24 protein-coding genes and 2 pseudogenes are annotated in these 21746 nt (G+C 36.2%); 10 read left to right on the top strand and 16 right to left on the bottom strand.

The features are described from left to right. Window positions 1-138: 138 nt before the first annotated feature. Entirely contained in the window at window positions 139-1005 is an 867-nt protein-coding gene (locus tag LCM23_RS17985) for a sulfite exporter TauE/SafE family protein (protein ID WP_224938150.1), read from the bottom strand. A gap of 121 nt (window positions 1006-1126) precedes the next feature. Between LCM23_RS17985 and LCM23_RS17990 the strand changes: the two genes are divergently transcribed. The 3 genes from LCM23_RS17990 (at window position 1127) to LCM23_RS18000 (ending at window position 2968) form a co-directional block, all read left to right on the top strand. Beyond that, window positions 1127-1702 carry a YqaA family protein gene (locus LCM23_RS17990; RefSeq protein WP_224938151.1) on the top strand — a complete coding sequence of 192 codons (576 nt, stop codon included), beginning with the start codon at window positions 1127-1129 and terminating at the stop codon, window positions 1700-1702. Window positions 1703-1799: 97 nt separating this feature from the next. After that, entirely contained in the window at window positions 1800-2246 is a 447-nt protein-coding gene (locus tag LCM23_RS17995) for a Dps family protein (RefSeq protein ID WP_224938152.1), read from the top strand. 143 nt (window positions 2247-2389) lie between these two features. Next, window positions 2390-2968 carry a pyridoxamine 5'-phosphate oxidase family protein gene (locus LCM23_RS18000; RefSeq protein ID WP_224938153.1) on the top strand — a complete coding sequence of 193 codons (579 nt, stop codon included), beginning with the start codon at window positions 2390-2392 and terminating at the stop codon, window positions 2966-2968. Window positions 2969-3064: 96 nt separating this feature from the next. Here the strand turns inward: LCM23_RS18000 and LCM23_RS18005 are convergent, their stop codons facing one another. From LCM23_RS18005 to LCM23_RS26225, 3 genes and pseudogenes are all read right to left on the bottom strand, one after another. After that, entirely contained in the window at window positions 3065-3517 is a 453-nt protein-coding gene (locus LCM23_RS18005) for a GNAT family N-acetyltransferase (RefSeq protein ID WP_224938154.1), read from the bottom strand. A gap of 55 nt (window positions 3518-3572) precedes the next feature. Further along, window positions 3573-3680 (bottom strand): annotated as a pseudogene (locus tag LCM23_RS18010) (IS66 family transposase); the annotation flags it as partial. Next, window positions 3654-3836, bottom strand: a complete 183-nt coding sequence (locus tag LCM23_RS26225) for a hypothetical protein (RefSeq protein ID WP_370873341.1) — start codon at window positions 3834-3836, stop codon at window positions 3654-3656. The pseudogene LCM23_RS18010 and the gene LCM23_RS26225, both read right to left, overlap by 27 nt. 220 nt (window positions 3837-4056) lie before the next feature. Here LCM23_RS26225 and LCM23_RS18015 point away from each other — a divergent pair, with 220 nt between their 5' ends. The 6 genes and pseudogenes from LCM23_RS18015 to LCM23_RS18040 all read left to right on the top strand — a co-directional run bounded on the left by LCM23_RS18015 (window position 4057) and on the right by LCM23_RS18040 (window position 8229). Continuing rightward, window positions 4057-4386 (top strand): hypothetical protein, encoded by a 330-nt coding sequence (locus tag LCM23_RS18015; RefSeq protein WP_224938155.1) that lies wholly within the window; start codon window positions 4057-4059, stop codon window positions 4384-4386. Between the two features lie 611 nt (window positions 4387-4997). Next, window positions 4998-6218, top strand: a complete 1221-nt coding sequence (locus LCM23_RS18020; RefSeq protein WP_224938156.1) for a peptide ABC transporter permease — start codon at window positions 4998-5000, stop codon at window positions 6216-6218. Then, window positions 6215-6877, top strand: a complete 663-nt coding sequence (locus LCM23_RS18025; protein ID WP_224938157.1) for an ABC transporter ATP-binding protein — start codon at window positions 6215-6217, stop codon at window positions 6875-6877. Before LCM23_RS18020 ends, LCM23_RS18025 begins: the two co-directional genes overlap by 4 nt. A gap of 278 nt (window positions 6878-7155) precedes the next feature. Then, a pseudogene (locus tag LCM23_RS18030) lies at window positions 7156-7392 on the top strand (SRPBCC family protein); the annotation flags it as partial. Then, window positions 7389-7652 (top strand): ArsR/SmtB family transcription factor, encoded by a 264-nt coding sequence (locus LCM23_RS18035; protein ID WP_224938321.1) that lies wholly within the window; start codon window positions 7389-7391, stop codon window positions 7650-7652. The pseudogene LCM23_RS18030 and the gene LCM23_RS18035, both read left to right, overlap by 4 nt. A gap of 145 nt (window positions 7653-7797) precedes the next feature. Further along, window positions 7798-8229: a DUF4395 domain-containing protein gene (locus LCM23_RS18040; RefSeq protein ID WP_224938158.1), complete on the top strand. Its 432-nt coding sequence runs from the start codon at window positions 7798-7800 to the stop codon at window positions 8227-8229. Between the two features lie 45 nt (window positions 8230-8274). Here LCM23_RS18040 and LCM23_RS18045 read toward each other — a convergent pair whose 3' ends face one another. Further along, a complete protein-coding gene (locus LCM23_RS18045; RefSeq protein ID WP_224938159.1) occupies window positions 8275-9009 on the bottom strand; it encodes a glucose 1-dehydrogenase in 735 nt (244 codons plus the stop codon). Window positions 9010-9209: 200 nt separating this feature from the next. Here LCM23_RS18045 and LCM23_RS18050 point away from each other — a divergent pair, with 200 nt between their 5' ends. Further along, on the top strand, window positions 9210-9788 hold the full coding sequence (locus tag LCM23_RS18050; RefSeq protein ID WP_095370861.1) for a TetR/AcrR family transcriptional regulator: 579 nt from the start codon (window positions 9210-9212) through the stop codon (window positions 9786-9788). Window positions 9789-10085: 297 nt separating this feature from the next. Here the strand turns inward: LCM23_RS18050 and LCM23_RS18055 are convergent, their stop codons facing one another. The 11 genes from LCM23_RS18055 to LCM23_RS18105 form a co-directional block, all read right to left on the bottom strand. Next, window positions 10086-10331: a hypothetical protein gene (locus LCM23_RS18055; protein ID WP_224938160.1), complete on the bottom strand. Its 246-nt coding sequence runs from the start codon at window positions 10329-10331 to the stop codon at window positions 10086-10088. 146 nt (window positions 10332-10477) lie between these two features. Next, a complete protein-coding gene (locus tag LCM23_RS18060) occupies window positions 10478-11500 on the bottom strand; it encodes a siderophore ABC transporter substrate-binding protein (RefSeq protein ID WP_095370862.1) in 1023 nt (340 codons plus the stop codon). Window positions 11501-11848: 348 nt separating this feature from the next. Then, a complete protein-coding gene (locus tag LCM23_RS18065) occupies window positions 11849-12619 on the bottom strand; it encodes an iron ABC transporter ATP-binding protein (RefSeq protein ID WP_224938161.1) in 771 nt (256 codons plus the stop codon). After that, window positions 12616-13572: an iron chelate uptake ABC transporter family permease subunit gene (locus tag LCM23_RS18070; RefSeq protein WP_224938162.1), complete on the bottom strand. Its 957-nt coding sequence runs from the start codon at window positions 13570-13572 to the stop codon at window positions 12616-12618. Before LCM23_RS18070 ends, LCM23_RS18065 begins: the two co-directional genes overlap by 4 nt. Further along, a complete protein-coding gene (locus LCM23_RS18075; protein ID WP_095370865.1) occupies window positions 13559-14515 on the bottom strand; it encodes an ABC transporter permease in 957 nt (318 codons plus the stop codon). Before LCM23_RS18075 ends, LCM23_RS18070 begins: the two co-directional genes overlap by 14 nt. Before the next feature lie 594 nt (window positions 14516-15109). After that, window positions 15110-15892, bottom strand: coding sequence for a serine hydrolase (locus LCM23_RS18080; RefSeq protein WP_224938163.1), 783 nt, complete (start codon window positions 15890-15892; stop codon window positions 15110-15112). Next, on the bottom strand, window positions 15889-16905 hold the full coding sequence (locus LCM23_RS18085) for an ABC transporter ATP-binding protein (RefSeq protein WP_224938164.1): 1017 nt from the start codon (window positions 16903-16905) through the stop codon (window positions 15889-15891). Before LCM23_RS18085 ends, LCM23_RS18080 begins: the two co-directional genes overlap by 4 nt. Beyond that, entirely contained in the window at window positions 16895-17824 is a 930-nt protein-coding gene (locus LCM23_RS18090) for a C40 family peptidase (RefSeq protein ID WP_224938165.1), read from the bottom strand. Before LCM23_RS18090 ends, LCM23_RS18085 begins: the two co-directional genes overlap by 11 nt. Continuing rightward, on the bottom strand, window positions 17814-18917 hold the full coding sequence (locus tag LCM23_RS18095) for a dipeptide epimerase (RefSeq protein WP_224938166.1): 1104 nt from the start codon (window positions 18915-18917) through the stop codon (window positions 17814-17816). The genes LCM23_RS18090 and LCM23_RS18095 overlap by 11 nt, the downstream gene beginning before the upstream one ends. A gap of 16 nt (window positions 18918-18933) precedes the next feature. Next, window positions 18934-19860 carry a S66 peptidase family protein gene (locus LCM23_RS18100; protein WP_224938167.1) on the bottom strand — a complete coding sequence of 309 codons (927 nt, stop codon included), beginning with the start codon at window positions 19858-19860 and terminating at the stop codon, window positions 18934-18936. Between the two features lie 247 nt (window positions 19861-20107). After that, complete coding sequence (locus LCM23_RS18105) at window positions 20108-21736, bottom strand: peptide ABC transporter substrate-binding protein (protein ID WP_224938168.1); 1629 nt, start codon at window positions 21734-21736, stop codon at window positions 20108-20110. Window positions 21737-21746: the final 10 nt, after the last annotated feature.

The following is a 21746-nucleotide window of genomic DNA, read 5'->3' on the forward strand; positions in this document are numbered from 1 at the left end:
TAGTTACCACCAAAAATAGTGCGGCTACAATATGTAGCCTATTGAAAAATGCGATCTATCAGGAAAGAGCTGAAAACAGGCTTACTTCGTCATATTTCTTATTCACACTAAACCAAAGCCTACCCTGTATGTCCCTGTTTAAGAGTACCCTTTTTCTTCTCGCCAATGAGCAATATGTCTTTTCCCTAGAACAGTGAAAAAGTAGAGAAGATAAAGGACAACGATGATTAATCCCAAAATATTTTGTTCAAATGCCTTAAGTGCCACACTCAAAATCGTCGTTAAGTATAGAAATGCTAGTAATGTAGTAATTTCTTTGTTTTCAAAAACATCGGTTGATCTAGCTCCGAATTGAGAACCTAGAAGCCCACCAACAAGTAAGAATATTCCCATAAAATAATTAATTTCTACAGTGAATGCGTAGGATAAGAAACCTGCTGAAACAATAAATAGGACTGCAAATAAGCTCGTTCCTACCGCCTTCTTAGGTAACATACCTAGAAAGGCGATCGACATTGGTACAATAATAAACCCTCCACCTACACCTAAAGAAGTGGAGACAAACCCTGCAAACAAGCCGATTAAGACCATTTTTAATATGGAAGGTTGAACTAACCCGCTCACTCCTTGCTGCGTATTTTTCTTCTTAAACATTTGAACAGAAAAGAAAGAAAGCAACACAATATACATAACAGGAATCGCCCATTCATCTAACTGATGAGCATCTAAAAAGACAACAAAAGGATGGGCAATTTGGGTAGCAATGATCCCACTCACCCCTAAAATAATCCCTGCTTTCCAATTAATATTTTTTAATTTTATATGACCGATAATCCCAGAAGATGAACTCCCAATTGTAAATAACAAACTTGTCGCAATTGCCTCAATAGGGGCAAGTCCAATGAGCATTAATAATGGTGTTAATATAAACCCTCCACCGATGCCAAAAAAACCTGACAACACACTGATTAAGGCACCTAGTAGAAAAAACAATATCAATTCCACAATTCCATCACCTTTCTATGCAAACAACCATCCCCATCATACCCCATAGTAATGAAAAGAAAAAGTGCACATATAATTTCTAAAGGACAAACCATGTAATCTTAAAAAGGGGTTTTCATATATGCAAGAAATTTTACATTTACTTAAAGAATGGTTATTGGAATATGGTGTGTTTGGACTGTTTTTCGTTTCGTTCGCTGACTCTTCTTTCTTCCCCATTCCTCCTGATTTACTTTTGATTCCAATGGGACTAGCAGATAGTGAGCACGTGTATTGGTACGCTTTTCTCACTACTTTCGCTTCTGTTGTCGGTGCAATCTTTGGCTGGTATATCGGCTTACGAGTTGGCAGGCCTGTCCTACGAGCACTTTTTAAAGAGCAACAAATTATGAAAGTAGAACTTTACTTTAAAAAACTTGGTCCATTGGCCATTCTGATATCTGCCTTTACACCATTACCGTTTAAAATATTTACGATTTTATCTGGTATCTCAAAAATGAATATACAGACCGTTATATTATGGGCGACGATTGGAAGGGGCGCAAGGTTTTATTTTGAAGCTTTTCTCATCCATCAATTAGGCAATAAAGCTGTACCTTTCATAAAAGACCACTTTACATCTTTGACCATTTATATGGCTATATTCATTATTATTCTCTTCATTACAACACACTATATCAAAAATAGATTAAATTAATTACTTAATTATAATTATTATAATTAAGTATTGATTTTAATTTTAAATCAGTTATAATGTAATTAAGACAAAACATTCTTGAGGAGATGACTAAATAATGATTACATTAGATACGAAATTAAACGCTGCCCTAAATACACAAGTTGCTAACTGGAGCCTACTTTATACGAAGTTACATCGCTACCACTGGTATGTGACAGGTCCACACTTTTTTACACTACATGAAAAATTTGAAGAGTTATATAATGAGGCAGCTGAGGTAGTCGATGAAATAGCTGAACGCATTCTTACAATCGGTGGCAAACCAGTTGCGTCAATGAAAGAATATCTTGAGGTAGCTACACTAAAAGAAAACCTTGATGAAAAATCAGCAGAAAAAATGGTTGAGAACTTGATCAGTGATTATCAACAGTTACGTGCTGAATTAAAAGAGATTACGAAGCTAGCGGATGAAGAAGAGGAACCAGCAGTTGAAGATTATGCAGTTGGCTTAATCAATTCTTTAGACAAACATATTTGGATGCTTAATGCCTATCTAGGCTAAGTACAATAGAAATAAAAAAAGAAGCGAGCGAAATAGACTAATAGTTTTTCAGTCTATTCGCAATCGCTTCTTTTTTATTTAGCTGTTCCCCCGTATAATAAACATAAGACAATCAACGACTGTTAAATTAAAGGAGGCAACAAATGTTCAACAATGTCATTCAATCAGAAGAAGAATTAGAAGCTCTATTCACTCCCCCAAGTAAAGCAGCTGCTAATAAGGTCATATCTATAATCGATGAACATTGCAAAGACTTTCTTGCTCGTTCACCGTTTCTTTTTTTAGCAACAACGAATAAAGACGGGCAATGTGACAACTCGCCACGTGGAGATTACCCTGGGTTCGTACAAGTGTTAGATGAGAAGCATCTAGTTATACCTGATAGACCGGGTAACAGGAGATTAGACAGTATGCACAACATCTTAAGCAACCCACAAGTTGGTCTATTATTTATCATTCCTGGTCTAAATGAAACATTAAGAATTAATGGAAAAGCTTCGATTATTCAAGATGAAGACATCCTAGCTAAAATGGCCGATAAAGGAAAGGCACCGCTCTTAGGGATCGCTGTTGAAGTTGAAGAATGTTTCCTCCATTGCGCTAACTCATTTAACCGAGCGGGAATTTGGAAGCCTGAAACTTGGCTCGCAAAAGAGTCCCTTCCTTCACCCGCGAAAATGTTCGCTGCACATATTGCTACAAATGTCATAGAAAAAGTATAAATCCCTATGACTTACAATTGTTTTAATAGGCTTATAGGTTCCTTCTAAAAGATCTTTTAGAAGGAATCTCATTACGGCTACAACCCAAGTGTAGATTTACAATTTCAACTTCATCCCCTCATGCGTTGCTTTAAACCCTATTTTCTCATAAAAATGTTTCGCCTGAGATCGTTGCTTATCTGTTGTTAATTGTACAAGCCGCGCTCCTTTTTCTTTCGCTCTAACTATGGCCTCTTTTATAAGGGCTTCACCAAAACCTTTTCCTCTACATTCACTTGCTATGCGGACACCTTCAATGATTGCTCTCCAGGATCCACGATAGGTTAAATAAGGGATATAGGTCAATTGACAAACACCGACAACCTTCTCATCCCATTCTGCTACTATTAATTCATTATGTTTATCTTTGCTAATCGCTTCAAACGCCTGCTCATATGCCTGATGCAGGGGGATGGACACATCTTCTCTACCTGTTCCTAACATATCATCTGCTAATAATTGAACAATTCTTTCTAAATCCTCTCTTTTTGCCTCTCGAAAGATAATCATACCAACACCTCCTCTCTTATCTTACCTTCCCTCATCATCGCTTTAAAAGAATGCCGTGATAACCCGCATATCCATCCACATATAGATATCCTTCAAACGGAGAGAGGAATCTCTTCGGATGCTTACTCGCTCTTGTTTAATGATAATCAAACAAGATAATCGGATCGGGCCTGGATGTTTGCCAATACGCCAAAAGAAGCTCAAGCAAGTGCTGTAACGTATAGTATTGTAGAAAAAGACGAAAGAAAATGGAATAATTCCTTATGAGTATTTGAAGTTCCTGTTTACAGAGACGCCATTCTTCCATGGTCCAAGTCATTGGCAGCCTCTTGTTTTACGAAAACGAATAAATAAATCATAAAACAATCCCCACCTAATGAAAAGGTGGGGATTGTTTGACACTTACAATTGCAGCACCTGTTAATAATTACACTATTTGTGAAAATATTATTATTTATACTCCTAATTATTGTAATTTAAAGAAAGTTATGTTATTTTTATACTCGTGGTAAACAAATAATAGAAAGTAGGGATGAAATATGAAAAAGAAAATGACAAAACTTATTTGCTCGGCATTGGTAGTTGGTTCAATTGGATTAGGTGCAAATACAGCGTTTGGGGCCTCTTTCGGAAATTCTTCTAGTGGAGCCTCTACTAAAGAAGTTCTTGAAATTAGGTATAATGGGGCTGCCTGGAATTACTCTAGTTCGGCTTATAGGTCTACTTCGTTTAAATACTCACGAAATGGTAAAACTTTAATGAACAAAACCGCCTATTCTAGTAAAGTGACAGGTTCTGTTTGGGACGATTTAAGATGGGGAGACAAGTATACTACGAAATTTTCTTGGAGTCGTGGAGCAAAAAAATAATTTTCTATGATTTTAATATTCATAATTTTTTTGTAATATAATATAGGAAATCGTTCGGGCCTGATAGGTACTTTTCTACAGGGCCCGATTCGACTTTTAAATCTTATAAAATACCGCATTACTATAATTATGAATAATAACTACGTAGTTGATGTCAACTAAAAGGTGATACTATTGAAATATTCTTTATTTAGATTTATCGACGTTATCGAGGCTTTTGCTATTTACCTAATGTGTTTTTCTACAAATTTAATATTTACTTATGTAAAAACTTTGGATTTAGGAGATTCTTATATTTTAAGAACTTTTTTAGAAAGTATTATAGAGTATCAGCTTTTAATAAATATTTTTCTTACATTTGTTATGATAGTATTTCACTATCAATTTTTAAATCGTAAGAAAACAGAAATATCCTGCCGAATACTTGTAGGAGATACTATGGTAAATGTTGTGATTCGGTATATCTTGAATAGTCTAGCTATATTAGTGTTTAGTTTTTTACTATCACTCTTATTAAACTTCTATTTAGAGTTGAATATAACCAGTAATCTCTACTTAGTTTTTATTTTTATTATATATATATTAATTAGTGCAGGTAAGGTGGAAAAAGAATGAGAATTTTACGTTTTTTTATACTTAAAATATTTTTAAAAAGACCGTTACTTGTTTTGGGTATGATAACATTGCTTTTGTTAGCCAATTATCTTTCTTTTACTACTGTTCGTTCAGTTATATCAACTTTTCAAGGCTATGAAGAAATGGAAAAACTGAATCAAGAAGGGACTATTATTGCTAATCTAGATCCAGATAGTGAAGCTGATTTTAATAGAATTAAGATTGAAGATACACAAAAAGTATATGAATACTTAAACAACAATTACACTTATGCTCTGCGAGTCGATGGTTTTGTTACTTTATTGCCTAATGAACATCAGATGGAAGTTCCTTTTAATTATATCGATGAAGAGGCTTATAAGATAAATCAATTGGAATTATCTCAAGGAGACCACTTAAATTTCAATTATAAATTTAATAAAGATGACATACCTGTTTTAATAGGTGCAGGTTTAGCCAAAACATATCCTGTAGGGTCAAATATTGAGATCACGGATCCTGTGACCCAACAACTAGTTAATTTAAAAGTTCAAGGAGTTTTGAAGAAGAATGCTCAAAGTTCTAATTTTTATGCTCCCAATTCAAAGAATTATCATAACTTCTCAATTTTTCTACCTATTAATGAAGAATTTATTCAAAATGCGGGTCTTGACCTCCACGTTAATGGTTTAATGGATCTTATACTTCTAGATTCTACAAAAGAAGAAGCAATGAATTTAAGAGAAAATATCAAGGAAAATCTAGGTTTAGAATTTAACTTTTTTAATCAACAAGAAAATTTTGAGTTCTTTGAAGATTATTATTTAAATTCATTAATAATCATCTGTACTATCACCCTTATTTTAACTATAATCATTGTAGGTCTAGCTATATGGAATAATTTAGTGAGTGTTCGATTAATGATAAGAGATTTTACAATCAATTTATTAGTTGGATTAAGTTATTCAAAACTAAGAGCAATTTTCTATAGCTATTTTGGAATGTTGTTCTCTATTATTCTAGTCATAGTATCTGTGATCACCGCTTATAATAGATACAGCTCTTGGTTAAGAAACGATTCAACTTTTGCTACTTACGGAATACTTGGTTTAATAAGTATGGATTGGATGGCTTTACTTATTGTTCTTTTTATAGATGTTATTATTGCATTTGTGATTGTTGAACTTACGATAAAAAAAATCAAAAGTATTCCGATATCCGTAGGGGTGTTACAATGAATAGTATAATTAAGCTAGAAATCCAGAAAAAAACATTCAAGAAGAAAGATTTTTCTATTCTAAATGACTTTGATTTGGAAGTAAAACCTGGGGAAAGACTTTCTATTATAGGAGAGTCTGGAGTTGGAAAAACTTCTTTGCTTAATATTCTTGGTCTACTTGATACAGACTATCAAGGGAATTATAAGCTTTTTGATTCACCTGTTAATGATTTATCCCGAAATAAACTAGCTGAGTGGCGTAATCAAAAAATTGGTTTTGTTCTCCAGGAGTCCTCGCTTATTAATTCTTTAACCATAGAGGACAATATTAAACTGCCGCTTATGTATGGTAACGTTGAAAAAGACCTAACTGTACAAGAGCGATTTAAACGGATTACTAATAAAATTGGGATAGAGTCCATTTTGGAAAAAAAACCACTTGATTGTTCTGGGGGTCAGCGATCTAGAGCTGTTTTTGCTAGGGCTGTAATTATGAATCCCCAAATAATTTTATCAGATGAGCCAACTGCATCTTTAGATTTAGAAAATAAAAATAAAATTATCAATCTACTATTTGATATGAATAAAGAATTTAATACTACTATCATTACAGTGACTCATGATTTAGATGTAGCCAATCGTCATGAACGAATAATTACTCTCGAAAGGAATGAATAAAATGGGATTCCTTACAATGGTCATGTCATTCATCCTTGGCATATTCTTCACCATTCTTGGCACTTCTCGCAGAAAACGTCATTTGTTGTATAAGTTTTTATTAGCGCTAGGAATTATTCTCATTCTTTTTGCTGTTTATCTAGGATGGCCTAAATAAGAATCATAATCATTATAGATCATTAAATGAGTTATATTTAGTATCTGGGTGAAACGTTTATTTTATTTACGCAGCTTTTTTAGTGAACTGAAAAGCACATAGACATCCATATAAATAAGTAATTGATGAACCCAATAAATTATCTTTCTCTTGGGATACTGACGGATGGGTTGTCACCTTTTTACTAGAAGAAGTAGACATTAGCACAAAATTCACACTCATTCATAGTGGTTGGAAAGAAGCGAATACAATTCTTACTAAACCAAATGAAAAAAGCGAAATTATTCGTGAACGTATGAATAATGGATGGGAAGCCATCGTGCAAAAACGTTTAAGGATGGCAATAGAGCAATCATGACAGCAATTAAGCACGACGTTTTTCAGGCAATTGCTGACCCTACTAGAAGACATGTTCTCCAGCTACTTTCAAAAGAAGAACTATCTATCGCTGCAATCAGTGCTCATTTTCCAATCAGTCGCACGGCGGTAGCCAAACATCTGCATATTCTCTCTGATGCCAACTTAGTGAAGAGCCACAGGAAAGGCAGAGAAAACATCTATCATATTAATCCAGAACCTTTAACAGAAGTAAGCCAGTGGCTGCATTATTATGAATAATTCTGGAATAACAAACTCACTAAATTAAAGTTTATTGTCGAGAATGATAAAGAAGAGTAGTCCTGGTAAAGAAGCGAAAATAGGTATAATCAACTAAATTTCATGATATAATGAACTAAACACATTGGAAAGGTTGGTTTTTAAAATGAACAACCAACAAATCGCTTCTATTCCACGTCCTCTCGTTAAAACGAATCAGTGGGTAATCACCTTAAGTGTAATCGCCACATTGATTACAGGGCAATTCTTCATTTTGCTTATTCCTTTACTTGCTGGCTTGATTGGCTTACTAACAGGGAATAATCCGGTGATGATGATAGCTAAAAAGTTTCTCAAAAAACCTTTATCCTCTTATATACCTGAAGATAAAGCACAACAACAATTTAATCAGCTAATTGCTGTAGTATGTTTAAATATTGCATTCATTAGCTCTATCATTGGATGGACCATACTATCTTACTCTTTCGCCATTATTGTTGGATTAGCAGCAACCATTGCTCTTTGTGGCTTTTGTATTGGCTGTTTTATTCACTTTCAGTACAATCAGTATAAATATAGACGCTCTTTGCGTTCATAAAATAAAAAGCGAGGTCAATATGAGACCCCGCTTTTTTTATATTGATTACATTGCAGTTAATCCACCGTCAACGATGAATTCAGAACCTGTTGAATAGCTTGATTCATCTGATGCTAAATATAATACCAGGTTAGAAACCTCTTCAGGTTTTGCCATGCGTTTAAGTGGAATATGTTTAGCGAATTCTTCTACTTGTGCTTTCGTATCCTCTTGAATAATCATTGGTGTTTCAATTACTCCAGGATGTACAGAGTTTACACGAATGCCATAGTGAGAGCATTCCATTGCTGCGGCTTTTGTAATCCCACGAACGGCGAATTTCGTATCTGTATAACCGACTGCACCGGCAACAATACCATTCATTGATGAAATGTTAACGATCGAGCCACCTTCTGCTTTTTGCATGGAAGGAATAACCGCTTTCATCCCTAAGAAAACAGATACTTGGTTAATATCTACAATACGACGATATTCTTCTTCCGTTGTTTCAAGTAATGATTTAGACATTGTAATACCCGCATTATTAACCAACACATTAACAGGACCGAATACTTCCTCTGCTTTAGCTACAACTGTTGCCCAGTCTCTTTCGGTTGTTACGTTTTGTTTTACGAATAAAGCATTTTCACCTAATTCCTTTGCAACAGCCTCACCTTTTTCTGTGTTTAAATCAGTAATCACTACTTTTGCCCCTTCTTCAATAAAAAGACGCGCATGAGCCGCACCCATCCCTTGAGCCGCACCAGTAATAATTGCTACTTTCCCCTCTAATCTTGCCATGTATAATTCCTCCTCTAATCTATTAAAAGTTATTCATGAAACCAGGAAAATTGTCACCGTTTTTTATACTACATATGTAAATTAACAGAATTCTAATCCGTTGTCAAAATAAATGTTTCGAGTATGAAAATAATATTTGCTTAACGCTCTATTTTTCATGTTATACTCTTTATTAAGACACAGTATGAAAGGTGGTAGTCATGGTGGTAAAAGAAGACCGTCGAGTCGTGCGAACACGTACAAATTTAAAAAGTGCCATGTTAAAGCTGTTATCCGAAAAAGACTTTAAAGAGATCTCAATAACTGAAATATCTAAAGTGGCCAATTGTAATCGTGTGACATTTTACTCGCATTATAAAGATAGCTCTCATTTATTAGAAGATATATTTCAAGACTACCTAGAACAACTCGCTCAATATTTCCGTGATAGCTTTAAAGGAAAAAAAAGCTTCTTATTATCTGACCCAACACGTAATGTTCCCATCTTCGAATACGTACAAAAAAATCAATTCGTCTTCTCCCTTATGTTGATTGGCGAAGTGATACCAGGTTCACAAAACCATTTTTGTGAAACCATTACTAGCATTAGTCGCAGTGAGTTACAATTAAAAGAAGAAGTATGGTTTGATATAGAAGCGATTAATTTCTATGAAACCTACGCCCTTTTAGGACTATTTATCTTTTGGATAAAAGAAGACTTCCAAACAACTCCCGAGGAAATGGCTCAAAGACTTTCTTTCCTTCACTCAACCAGCTTGGGAGAGGCCATTGTTAAATAAAATGAACACATAAGCTATACATAGATTTGTCTATTAAATTGAAATCATTCTACATTGATAGGTGCATACCAACTTATATTACTATTTATTTTAGCTTTGGGTGGTGCAACAATTGTTCCCACCCTATCCTTCTTTAGTTGTGACTGTTTAACCATCTGTGAAAATGGAAATTTTTTCATCGCGTTAACCGGCACTATGCCAATTAACCCGGATAAAAGGGAGAATTAGTTAACCTTCATTTTATTGGGGATTTTTAATATTGGACCACTTAGAGGCTTTCTACTCTTGATGTACGAGCTAATTCAATTGCTCTTCTATCTTTGATACTTTCACTCTCGATGTACGAGTAAAACCCATTTGCTCTGCTATCTTTGGTATTTCCTCTCTCAATGTACGAGCAAAACCCATTTGCTCTGCTATCTTTGGTATTTCCTCTCTCAATGTACGAGCAAAACCCATTTGCTTTGCTATCTTTGGGATTTCTACTCTTGATGTACGAACAAACCCCATTTGCTCTGCTATCTTTGATACTTTCACTCTCAATGTACGAACAAATCCTCTTTCTTTGGTCTTTCCGCTCTCGTTGTAACCGCAACCCCCTTCAAAAAGGATGTACTCCAAACAAAAAAGAAGCATCTTTTTATGAATGCTTCTTTTTCTATAGGATAATCGCTTACTTTAACAGCAGATTATTTTAATTCAGCTAATACTTCTTCGATTTTAGCAAGCTCAGATTGTAAGCCGCCACCACTTAAGTACCAAAGAGCACCATCAAGGTAGATCACACGATCATTTTGGTACGCTTGTGTTTTCTTAATAATATCGTTTTCAAGATCTTTTTCGATATTAGAATTACCATCTACAGCCGCTGTACGGTCGATAACAAATAATACTTCTGGATCAAATTCTAGAATCGCTTCAAAACCGAAGTTTGAACCGTGAGATGAAGATTCGATATCTTGTGTCACTGGTTTGAAGCCGTAAACATCATAGATATAACCAAAGCGAGAGTTTTCAGCAAATCCAGAAAGTTTTCCTTCATTATACATAGTCACTAATGAAGTTTCATAGTTACCAGCTAACTCGTTAATTTCTTCAAGTGCTGTATCGTATTTTGCAAGGTATTCTTCTGCTTCTTTTTCTTTATCAAACATTTTGGCAGCTACGTCAACAGAATTTTGGAATGTATCCCAATAAGCATCTTCGCTAGTACCTACAAAAACAACTGGTGCAATTTCTTTTAATTCTTCATAAAAAGCTGATTGACGACCAGAAATAAAGATAACGTCTGGATCAAGTTCAGCAATATCTTCTAAAAGAGGACCTTTTAAAGAACCAACATTTGTATACTCATCAGATGCATATGCCTCTAAGTGAGATGGCAAAGTAGACTCTTGAGGTAAACCAACTACCCCTTCAACTCCAAGTGCATCTAGTGTATCTAAGAAACCGTAGTCAAAAACAACAATTTTTTCAGGCATGCTTTCAAATTCTACATCTTCAAAGTTAACTGTTGTTCCGGCATCACGACTTTCAGTTGAAGCAACAGTCGGAGACACAGTCATTGGATAAGCAGAACCTTCCGCTGCATTATTTTCAGTTTGTTTATCTTCTGAGTTGCCTGCATCTTCAGCAGTATCGTCATTGGAACCACATGCAGCAAGCATTAAAACAAGCGCTAGAAAAAGACTAGCTAACTTCCATTTCTTCATATGTATGACCTCTCCCTATTGTATAATCTCTTATTAGCAATGATAATCATTATCACTGATAACAATAATCATTATAGATTGATTTAGACCAACCGTCAATACCATTTGTATAATTATTTTGAATTTTTTTAGAAAAATATGCTATAATTGGAAATCAATTATTTAACTGACTGTTTATTTCATCTATCGAAACACTTGTCAAATTTAGATTTTTAACATTTGCTAAAAAAGAAGCATAAATTAAGATGGTTTAATAAAAGAAGCATTATAATGAATAAATATGCATTTTTAGTTATGTTAATTCCTTATAAAAAGGGTTGATAGTAACCCTCTCTATAAGGAATCTCTTTAAGAAATTTGCGAATTAAAATATACACATATACGGCAACCATCTTGCTCTTGAATAGGAATATCCATATCATAAATTTCTCGCAATGCGACCGAATTAATAATCTCTTCAGTCGGTCCATTCTTTACTACTTTGCCGTCTTTTAATGCGACAATCCGATCGGAATAAACAGAAGCAAAATTAATATCATGCAAAACAATGACGACGGTTTTTCCAAGATCGTCAACTAATTTACGGAGAATCTTCATAATTTGGACGGAGTGCTTCATATCCAAGTTATTTAACGGCTCATCAAGTAAGACATAATCGGTATCTTGTGCAATAACCATAGCAATAAAAGCTCGCTGCTTTTGTCCCCCTGATAACTCGTCTAAAAACTTATCTTCCATATTTGATAGGTTCATATATTCAATGGCCTGATCAACAAATTTCTTATCAGCATCATTTAATCTACCCTTAGAATATGGATACCTTCCAAACTCTACAAGATCTCTCACTGTTAACCTGACATTAATGTGATTGGCTTGTTTTAAAATCGATACGCGTTTCGCAAATTCATTGGACTTCCATTTCGTCACATCGTTTTGATCAAGCAATACCTCTCCTGTATCTGCTTCTAACAATCTACTAACCATCGATAGAAGTGTAGATTTCCCTGCACCATTTGGTCCGATAAAAGAAGTAATGGTCCCTGGCTCAATTGCGACTGTAACGTCTTCAACAACAGGCTTTTTATTAAAACGCTTCGTTAATCCTTTTATTTCAATCATCCGGCTGACCTACTTTCTTTTAATAATAGATAGATGAAGTAAATACCACCAATAAAGTTAATAATAACACTTAATGTTGTTTTTAATTCAAATACATGCTCAACTAGGAATTGTCCACCGACTAAAGCTATGATACTAATTAAACTAGCACCAAGAATGAGCGTAGAGTGCTTATATGACGAGAGAAATTGATAGGACAAGTTAGCAACAATCAGCCCAAAGAATGTAATTGGCCCAACTAACGCAGTAGAAGTGGCAATCAAGACTGATGATAGAATTAGTACATTCATAACCATACGATCATAGTTAATCCCCAGGTTAATCGCATTTTCACGCCCAAGCGACATAACATCCAATTTATCCATGATGAAATACCCGTATATAAAAGCAAGTAACAATATGCCAAAAGCAATCATTAGTAAATCAGCTTTTACATTTGTAAAACTTGCAAATAACTTGCTTTGTAAACTTAAATATTCAACGGGATCAATCATTACTTGTAAGAATGTTACCAAGCTGCCAAGCAATGTACCAATAATCATCCCAATTAATAAAAGTAAGTAAATCGGGTGTTTGTCTGCTCTGAATAAGAAGCGGTATAACAACAATGCAAAAATGACCATGGCACATATCGCTGCACCAAAATTTAAATATTTGTTTAATACCCATATCGACATAGAACCCGCGAAGAAGTAAATCATCGTCTGAACTACTTCATACATAGAATCGATCCCCATCACAGAAGGTGTTAGGATTCTATTGTTAGTGATTGTTTGGAATACAACTGTAGAATAAGCAATCGCAACTCCGGTAACCACCATAGCTGCCACACGAATCATACGCCTTGGGAAAGCATAATCAAACCCACCTTTTATATCGTAAAAACCATACAGTACTATACAAACGATAGATATGACCGCCAAAACGATTAATTTGGTACTATTTTTTCGCATATGCTCTCCCCCTAAACAACATAATTAAGAAGATGACACTACCGATTACCGCAACTGTTACGTTCACCGGTATCTCATAAGGGTGGATCACAATGCGCCCAATAATATCACAGATTAATAAGAACACAACGCCTAAAAGAGCCGTATGTGGAATCGTTTTTCGGAGATTATCTCCCATATACAGAGACACGATATTAGGTACAATTAAGCCTAAGAACGGAATGACACCGACAGTTAGTACAACAGTCGTAGCAATGATAGCAACAAGGATGAGACCAATATTTAAAACCCACTTATAGCTCAATCCTAAATTTTTCGCAAATTCTTCTCCCATACCTGCAACGGTAAATTTATTAGCATATAAATAAGCCAAAATGAAAACTGGGATACTTACATATAAAAGTTCATATCGGCCCGAGATTACTAAAGTAAAACTCCCCATTAACCATGAAGATATATTTTGCAGGATATCAGCTTCATACGCAAAAAAAGTGGTAATAGAAGACAAAATATTCCCGTACATTATTCCAATAAGAGGAACAAATATAACATCTTTAAATTTGATACGATCAAGTATTTGCATAAATACCATCGTACCGACAAGCGCAAAGGCAAAACTAAAAAGAACTTGCTGGGTATACGTTACGTTCGTAAAAAATAGCATGGAAATCATAATACCTAGCTTAGCAGCATCTAACGTTCCCGCGGTTGTCGGAGAAACAAATTTATTCCTGCTCAAACTTTGCATAATCAAACCAGCAATACTCATTCCTGCACCAGCTAAAATAATCGCTATTAATCTAGGTACACGACTAATCAGGAAAATTTGTGTTTCATCAGACTCCCAATCTAGCAAATCCATTGGTTTAATATCAATCGCACCGATAAATAGTGATATAAATGACAGGACTATAGCTGCACAGATTAACATCCATATTCTCATATGTAAACCTCATTATCTGTTTATTCTCATCATGACAACTGAAAATGATTATCAATCTAAGTCCATTTATCATTATATAGTATAAAAAACCCTAAAACAACAGTGAAATCCTATAGATAGAAAGAAAAGTTAGACAATTCGAATCTAAAAAGGAGGATATATTTTGTGCCACCAAGGAATATATGCTCATAAAGTTACGTTGGTCTCTTTAGTAGCCGTTATATTTTACAAGAGATGGATTGATTGCGGGCAAGTCACCGGTCTTATGATGCATGGGTAAGTGTGCGCTTTGACTGCGGAGATTCTGATACTTTAGAGGTAGACTTTCGGTTTTCTCTTCATGTTTAACTCGATTCCTCACTTTTTTTCGGAGCTAATTCAACCGCTTTTGTAAAACCGAATTGACTCTTTTCTCAGCAATGGCGACTTTACCGTAGCCTTGATTGACTCACATTTTTTCACGTTTCTATCTGTGAAGAATGCAGTAATTCCCTGCTACCATCCTCCAATCGTACAGCAATACTGATATCGCCACTTAAACAAAAAAAAGGCTCCGAACACAATGGTTACCCAGAGCCTGATTTGCTATAACAACTATATTATATACCTCTTAATCGCCATTCCTATTTCACTAATAAGCTGTTTACCAATCATTTGATTAGGTAAATTAGCTGTTAAAACAGCGGCAAGAACATACTTATTTTCATGACAGAAGTAAGCACAATCATGTTGAACACCTTGTAGCGAGCCACTTTTACTTCCGTAACTAATATTTGGATGGCTCTCTTCCTCTAATTCTGCCGTTAATAATGTGAATTGTTGTTTCGCCATTATACTCTCCATGAGCATGTAGCTATCTTTTATCCATCGCCCTTTGTCTTTCATTACTCTTAGCAATTGCACCATATCGTAAGCACTTGTTAGGTTATTCACGCCTCTTTCAATCGCTTGAAAGTCCATCATTTTTCTGTTTAAACATGTTTGTTCTAAATTTAAGCTTTTAATCAAACGATTGATTGTCTCCATCTCCAATCGATCAATGATCCAATTTGTTGCACTATTATCAGAGACAATCATCATTAATGTAAGGATATCTTGCCATGTAAAGGAAGGATTGGGAGATAGCGCTGATAAAACCCCTGCCCCTCCAACAGATAGTCCCCCCTTTACTTCTTCTGCTAAGTGTAAACGACCTTTTTCCACTTCACTTAATGCTGTTAATAAAATGGGCACCTTTATTAAGCTTGCTGACGAAAACACTTGATGGGAATTGACTGATAAAATGCCTTCGTCTGTTTCTATATGTACAGCTGCATCTAGACAATGTTGCTGCAACAACTCATTAACAGCTTGTTTTATTACCTCCAATTTACTCATGATTCCCTCGATGCAGCTGCTTGCTTACCATTCTTACCGTCTTGCAGGTCTTCATTATATAAGTGGCAAGCAACAAAATGTTTATCATCAACCTCTTGCCAAACAGGAGCTTGTGTCGCGCACACTTCCATAGCATGAGGACATCTCGTCCGAAACACACAGCCACTTGGTGGATTGACTGGACTTGGCAATTCTCCTTTTAAAATAATTCGTTCCCGCCTATCCTCTACATCAGGATCAGGTATGGGGATTGCTGATAGTAGTGCTTGTGTATATGGATGTAAGGGTTTCTGATAAAGGTTTTCACTTGAAGTTAACTCTACTAAATGTCCTAAATACATCACGCCGATTCGGTCACTAATATGCTTAACCATGGACAAATCATGGGCGATAAACAGGTAGGTTAACCCTTTTTTCTTTTGTAAATCTTTTAATAGATTCACAACTTGCGCTTGAACAGATACATCCAATGCTGAGATAGGTTCATCAGCAATAATAAATTCTGGATCCAACGAGAGTGCTCTAGCAATACCAATCCTTTGCCTTTGTCCCCCGCTAAATTCATGAGGGTAGCGGTTTGCATGATCCCGATTTAACCCGACATCCTCCAATAATTGATATACCCGTTCTAGTCGTTCTTTTTTATTTTGATAGAGTCCTTGGACTTCCATCGGCTCAGAAATAATCTCTTGTACAGTTGAGCGAGGATTTAATGACGCATAGGGATCTTGGAAAATCATTTGCATTTTGCGATGGAATTGAAATTTTTCTTTTTCATTCATTTTATGAATATTTTTACCATCATATAAAACATCTCCAGCCGTACGATCATATAAACCAATGATTGTTCTGCCTGCAGTCGATTTACCGCAACCTGACTCGCCAACAATCCCAAAAGTTTCCCCTTTTTTAATGTCAAAAGAAACCCCATCAACCGCTTTTAAAACGCGATCTTTCCCTAAATGAAAATGCTTCTTTAATTGTTGGACTGATAAAATCGTTTCAGCTTGCATGTGAATCTTCCCCTTTTTTCCAGAAACGCCTTGCTGCCATTAGTTCTTTCTCGTATACCGTCCCAGCGAGTGGGATTATCTCTACATTCTTTCCCGTCTTCGGTGAATGCAGTAATTTACCATCCCCATAATAAATACCGACATGATGCAGGGCACCTTTACCTTCTTCATAAGCAAAGAATAAAAGATCCCCTCGTTGTAGGGAATCAAGTGAAACTTCTTCCCCTTCAACAGACTGATCATGTGCATCTCTTGGTATGATGACACCATTCGCTTTACAAGCAGCATAACTTAATCCAGAGCAATCATAACCGTAGCTACTCGTCCCACCCCAAAAATATGGTAAATCAAGAAATTGTTCAGCTGCTTCAACCACTTTCTCACCATCTTTCACCGACCAATCGGATCTAGATGAAAAAATCTCAACGTCACTCCGCTGTAAAACCCCTTTGCCGTCAGGTGTTTGTACGCTAACCAACTCACCTTTTTCTGAAATTAATGGTAATACCGTTAAGTAACTTAGAGTAAGTACTTCCTTTGATTTAGTTAAATTGGCTTTTTTCGCAGTGATCACAGCAATCGGTCCTTGCATGACATCCCAGCTTTCACAAGCCGTCATTTGACATTTCGGTACCCAACCAGGGTAACCAACACTATTTTTGGAAGAAGGCTGAGTAGGTACAACCACATGAAACCATTCATTTGTCTCTTCTATCACGACGACTTCTTCACCATATAAAAGTTGTGATTGTACGAGATTGGCATTACATAGTTCTAAAGCTTTCTCGTAATCTAGTGATGCAATCCAAGCATTAAGGTCAGGATTTTGCTTGATGCCTTGCTCATCTATTGCTCTAGGAGATTGGGCAGACGTCCATAACGTAGCAACAGGGACATTCGTAATCCATTTATTTACCAAGAGAAACCCCTCCTTTAATATCTACATCTATTATGCCTAACCCCGATTCGTTCGGAAATGTGATCTTTTTGCTCCTATATTGAATACCACCATCAACGATATCTTTCGCCATCATTAAAGGAGCATCAAAGTCAAATCGCGTAATATTTCTTTTACTTGCAGCAAAATGAGCGGCAGCAGTAATACCTACTTTCGTTTCGATCATGCTACCAACCATACATTCTATTCCGCTTGCTTCCGCCAATTGATTGATCATCTGCGCCTGATAAATCCCACCAGCCTTCATCAGCTTAATATTAATTAAATCTGCACTGCGGTTTTTAACAACTTCCAACGCCTGCCTTGGTGTAAAAATACTTTCATCGGCCATGATTAATGTATCAACATGATCCGTTACTTGTTTTAGGCCGGCGATGTCCCAAGCTTTCACTGGCTGCTCAACTAACTCAATGCCTAAATCTAAATCTTCCAGTTTTCGTATCGCAAAAATGGCTTCCTTCTTGCCCCATCCTTGATTAGCATCTAGTCTTAACTTAATTTTATTACCAATTCTACGGCGTACCTCTTTAATACGCTCGATATCAGTTGCAATACTATCTTTCCCTACCTTGATTTTTAATACATCAAATCCTTGTTGCACATAGTTTACCGCATCTTCCCCCATTTCTTCGGGACCATTTACACTTACTGTATAATCGGTTTCTATTTCATGCGAATATCCACCTAAAAATTGATAGAGTGGTAGCTTACATAATTGTGATAAGCAATCATAGATAGCCATATCGATTGCCGCCTTCGCACTTGCATTCCCAACTATTGCCGTTTGAACTATTGAAAGCATTTGTTCATATTGGGAAAAATCCGTATGCATTAGATTCGGTGCCATCACTTCGTTAATCGCCGCTTCAATACTTCCCATCGTATCACCTGTAATAACAGCTGTCGGCGGCGCTTCTCCCCAACCAACAATTCCGTTATCACATATTATTTTGATAATGACACTATCCGCTGTATTTACTGTGCGCAGCGCGGTTTTAAATGGCTTTATGAGTGGTATAGCTACGCGATGTGTCTCAATTCTTTTGATTTTCATATTTTGACATCCACCTTTATAAAACTCCATGTTCAATCGTTAAATCTTGTGTCTCGGCATTAAGTTTTGCAGGCACACCAAGCGGTAAAGAAAAATGCGGTGTACAATGACCAATCATAAAGCCCTTCACAGTTGGCTTTCCGATACGTTTAAAATAGTAATCTAACACTTCATCTAGTGATAATGATTGTTCTCTTTCAGGCGTACAATTCTTAAAATTCCCAATGACGAACCCGGCTGCTTGTTGGAGCTTCCCAGCCATATATAGTTGATTCAACATGCGGTCAATCGATCTCGGCTCCTCATGAATATCTTCAATTAAGATAATTTTATCCTTCGTATCAATCTCAAATGCAGTTCCTATTGTGCTAGTAAGCAAACACAGATTACCTCCGACAATGTCACCTTCTGCTACTCCTGAAACAACTGTCTCAAGATTCCCTAATGTCTTAGGATATACCCTACCTTCTGGTTCCATTATTTGCTTCATAAAAGCCTTCGATAACGTTTGATCCTCTTGCACTGAGCCGATATCTGAAGCTAGCATCGGCCCATGAAAAGTAACTAAACCCGTCTTTTGTCGAATAGCTGTATGTAGAAAAGTAATATCACTATAGCCCCAAAAAACCTTTGGATTTTCAGCGATCATTTTATAATCAATATCATCAGCAATTTTAGCTGTTCCATATCCACCTCCTGCACAGATAATGGCTTTGACTTCCTTATCAGCAAACATCATATGTAAATCTTCTAATCTATTCTCATTCGGCCCAGCTAAATAACCGTATTGTTCAAAGAGAGACTGGCCGAGCTTTATTTTCAATCCTAATTCTTTCTCCAAATAAGCAAATGAACGTTTTAAGTTTTCTTGATTTGGTGGGCTTGCAGGTGCGATTACCCCGACTGTATCCCCCATGCGTAATCTAGCCGGTTTAATGATCATTTCCCCACATCCTTTTCATTGTCATTACTTCAATATATGCGTATGTGTATTCGGTTATTTCAACACTACATATCATCACAAGCAATCTTTTAAGCGTGATTAGGCAAATCTAGACATCAATCTATTTATTTCTCAGGAAATATTGTCGAAGTATAAGAGCTGTTTCACCTATCATTTCTTACTATAAGTGAAGAGTGAACCCCCGAAAGGGCTCACCTCACCTTTCAAACCTTATATCTTAATAAAATTATTTTTTATCCGCCCACTTCAGTTCGATATAGCCAACTGGATGGCGAACAATACCAGTTATATTTTCCTTCTGTAAATACACTTGATTGTAGAAGTGAATCGGCATAATCGGCATTTCTTCAAAAAGGATTTTCTCGGCTTCATACATCATTTCAAAACGTTTTTCTTCATTTGCTTCGTTCTTAGCATCTTTAATCAATTTGTCATATTCTTCATTAGACCAACCTGTACGGTTCATTGAATGTCCTGTTTGGAAATTTTCTAGGAAGTTAATTGGATCAGCATAGTCAGCTAAGAAAGAACTTCTAGAGAATTGGAACTTAAGGGCTGTTTGTTCTTCTGAAAAGACATTCCATTCCATATTCGCCAATTTCACACTAACATCTAAGTTTTCTTTAAGCATTTGTTGGATCGCTTCTGCCATTTTTTTGTGATTCTCACTTGTGCTATAAGTTAACGTGACTTCAGGAAGGGTATCATATCCTTCTTCTTCCATTCCTTTTGCTAAAAGCGCCTTCGCTTCCTCAAGATTAGTTTCTACCAGATTACCACCAGCTTCACGGAAATCCTTACCTGATGGATCTTTAAACCCTGGGGAAACAAATCCATACGCTGGCTCTTCACCATTTTTTGTGACGTAATCAACAATCTCTTGTTGATTGATTGCCATGACAAACGCCTTACGAATATTCACATTTTGGAATGGTTCCATCGTTACATTAAAACGGTAGAAATAATCTCCAGCCTGTTCGACCATTTGTGCAGAACCATCAGCAAATAATTCTTCGCTCAACTCCGCTGGAACAGCTGATGTATCAAGTTCACCAGTTTTATACATTTGATATTCTGTTGTTTCATCATCCACCATAGCCCAGTGAACTTTGTCTAACTTCACATTAGTTGCATCCCAATAGTTCTCATTTTTCTCCATTACAAAATGGCTATCATGTTGCCATTCTGTTAATTTGAAAGGTCCATTTGAAACATATGAATCAGCTTCTGCGAACCATTCTGGGTTTTCTTCAGCCACTTTTTCATTAATCGGGAAGAACGCCGGATTCGTGATAACGCTCAAGAAGTAAGCTTGTGGACTTGTTAATGTTACTTCGAATGTTTTTTCATCGACAGCCTTTACTTGAACATCATCTGCAGAACCATCTCCGTTATTAAAAGCTTCTCCACCTTCAATGAAATAACCTAAAAACGCGGCAGCCGAACCAGTATCTGGGTTTAGTAGCCTTTTCCACGCATAAACGAAATCGCCCGCTGTTACATCATCGCCATTAGACCATTTCGCATCGTCTCTTAAATGGAATGTATAAACTTTACCATCCTCAGAAACATCCCATTTCTCAGCAATTGCTGGAGCTGGTTGGTGATCTTCTCCTAATCTTGTTAAGCCTTCCATCAAGTTATTCAATGCCGACCAAGAGACACTATCAAAACCGATTGGCGGGTCAAAAGAAGTCGGTTCTTGGGCATTATTCATATACAATACTTTTTCTGCCGCCTCTTCTCCTCCTCCAGTTTCACCATCTGTTTCCTTCCCTGCCTCCTCATTCGCTGTACAAGCAGATAGAACAAGAGCGAAAACTAGTAATAATACAAGTGAGAATAGCTTCTTCATCATATTTCCC

The sequence above is a fragment of the Cytobacillus kochii genome, assembly GCF_020171845.1.
Taxonomy (GTDB): domain Bacteria; phylum Bacillota; class Bacilli; order Bacillales; family Cytobacillaceae; genus Cytobacillus; species Cytobacillus kochii.

Coding starts and splice junctions, on each gene's coding strand:
- LCM23_RS18060 (WP_095370862.1), bottom strand. CDS start 11,500: ATGAAGAAATGGAAGTTAGCTAGTCTTTTTCTAGCGCTTGTTTTAATG.
- LCM23_RS18000 (WP_224938153.1), top strand. CDS start 2,390: ATGTTCAACAATGTCATTCAATCAGAAGAAGAATTAGAAGCTCTATTC.
- LCM23_RS18025 (WP_224938157.1), top strand. CDS start 6,215: ATGAATAGTATAATTAAGCTAGAAATCCAGAAAAAAACATTCAAGAAG.
- LCM23_RS18035 (WP_224938321.1), top strand. CDS start 7,389: ATGACAGCAATTAAGCACGACGTTTTTCAGGCAATTGCTGACCCTACT.
- LCM23_RS18045 (WP_224938159.1), bottom strand. CDS start 9,009: ATGGCAAGATTAGAGGGGAAAGTAGCAATTATTACTGGTGCGGCTCAA.
- LCM23_RS18005 (WP_224938154.1), bottom strand. CDS start 3,517: ATGATTATCTTTCGAGAGGCAAAAAGAGAGGATTTAGAAAGAATTGTT.
- LCM23_RS18020 (WP_224938156.1), top strand. CDS start 4,998: ATGAGAATTTTACGTTTTTTTATACTTAAAATATTTTTAAAAAGACCG.
- LCM23_RS18080 (WP_224938163.1), bottom strand. CDS start 15,892: ATGAGTAAATTGGAGGTAATAAAACAAGCTGTTAATGAGTTGTTGCAG.
- LCM23_RS17995 (WP_224938152.1), top strand. CDS start 1,800: ATGATTACATTAGATACGAAATTAAACGCTGCCCTAAATACACAAGTT.
- LCM23_RS18050 (WP_095370861.1), top strand. CDS start 9,210: ATGGTGGTAAAAGAAGACCGTCGAGTCGTGCGAACACGTACAAATTTA.
- LCM23_RS17990 (WP_224938151.1), top strand. CDS start 1,127: ATGCAAGAAATTTTACATTTACTTAAAGAATGGTTATTGGAATATGGT.
- LCM23_RS18095 (WP_224938166.1), bottom strand. CDS start 18,917: ATGAAAATCAAAAGAATTGAGACACATCGCGTAGCTATACCACTCATA.
- LCM23_RS18065 (WP_224938161.1), bottom strand. CDS start 12,619: ATGATTGAAATAAAAGGATTAACGAAGCGTTTTAATAAAAAGCCTGTT.
- LCM23_RS26225 (WP_370873341.1), bottom strand. CDS start 3,836: ATGACTTGGACCATGGAAGAATGGCGTCTCTGTAAACAGGAACTTCAA.
- LCM23_RS18100 (WP_224938167.1), bottom strand. CDS start 19,860: ATGATCATTAAACCGGCTAGATTACGCATGGGGGATACAGTCGGGGTA.
- LCM23_RS18105 (WP_224938168.1), bottom strand. CDS start 21,736: ATGAAGAAGCTATTCTCACTTGTATTATTACTAGTTTTCGCTCTTGTT.
- LCM23_RS18070 (WP_224938162.1), bottom strand. CDS start 13,572: ATGCGAAAAAATAGTACCAAATTAATCGTTTTGGCGGTCATATCTATC.
- LCM23_RS18015 (WP_224938155.1), top strand. CDS start 4,057: ATGAAAAAGAAAATGACAAAACTTATTTGCTCGGCATTGGTAGTTGGT.
- LCM23_RS18085 (WP_224938164.1), bottom strand. CDS start 16,905: ATGCAAGCTGAAACGATTTTATCAGTCCAACAATTAAAGAAGCATTTT.
- LCM23_RS18040 (WP_224938158.1), top strand. CDS start 7,798: ATGAACAACCAACAAATCGCTTCTATTCCACGTCCTCTCGTTAAAACG.
- LCM23_RS18075 (WP_095370865.1), bottom strand. CDS start 14,515: ATGAGAATATGGATGTTAATCTGTGCAGCTATAGTCCTGTCATTTATA.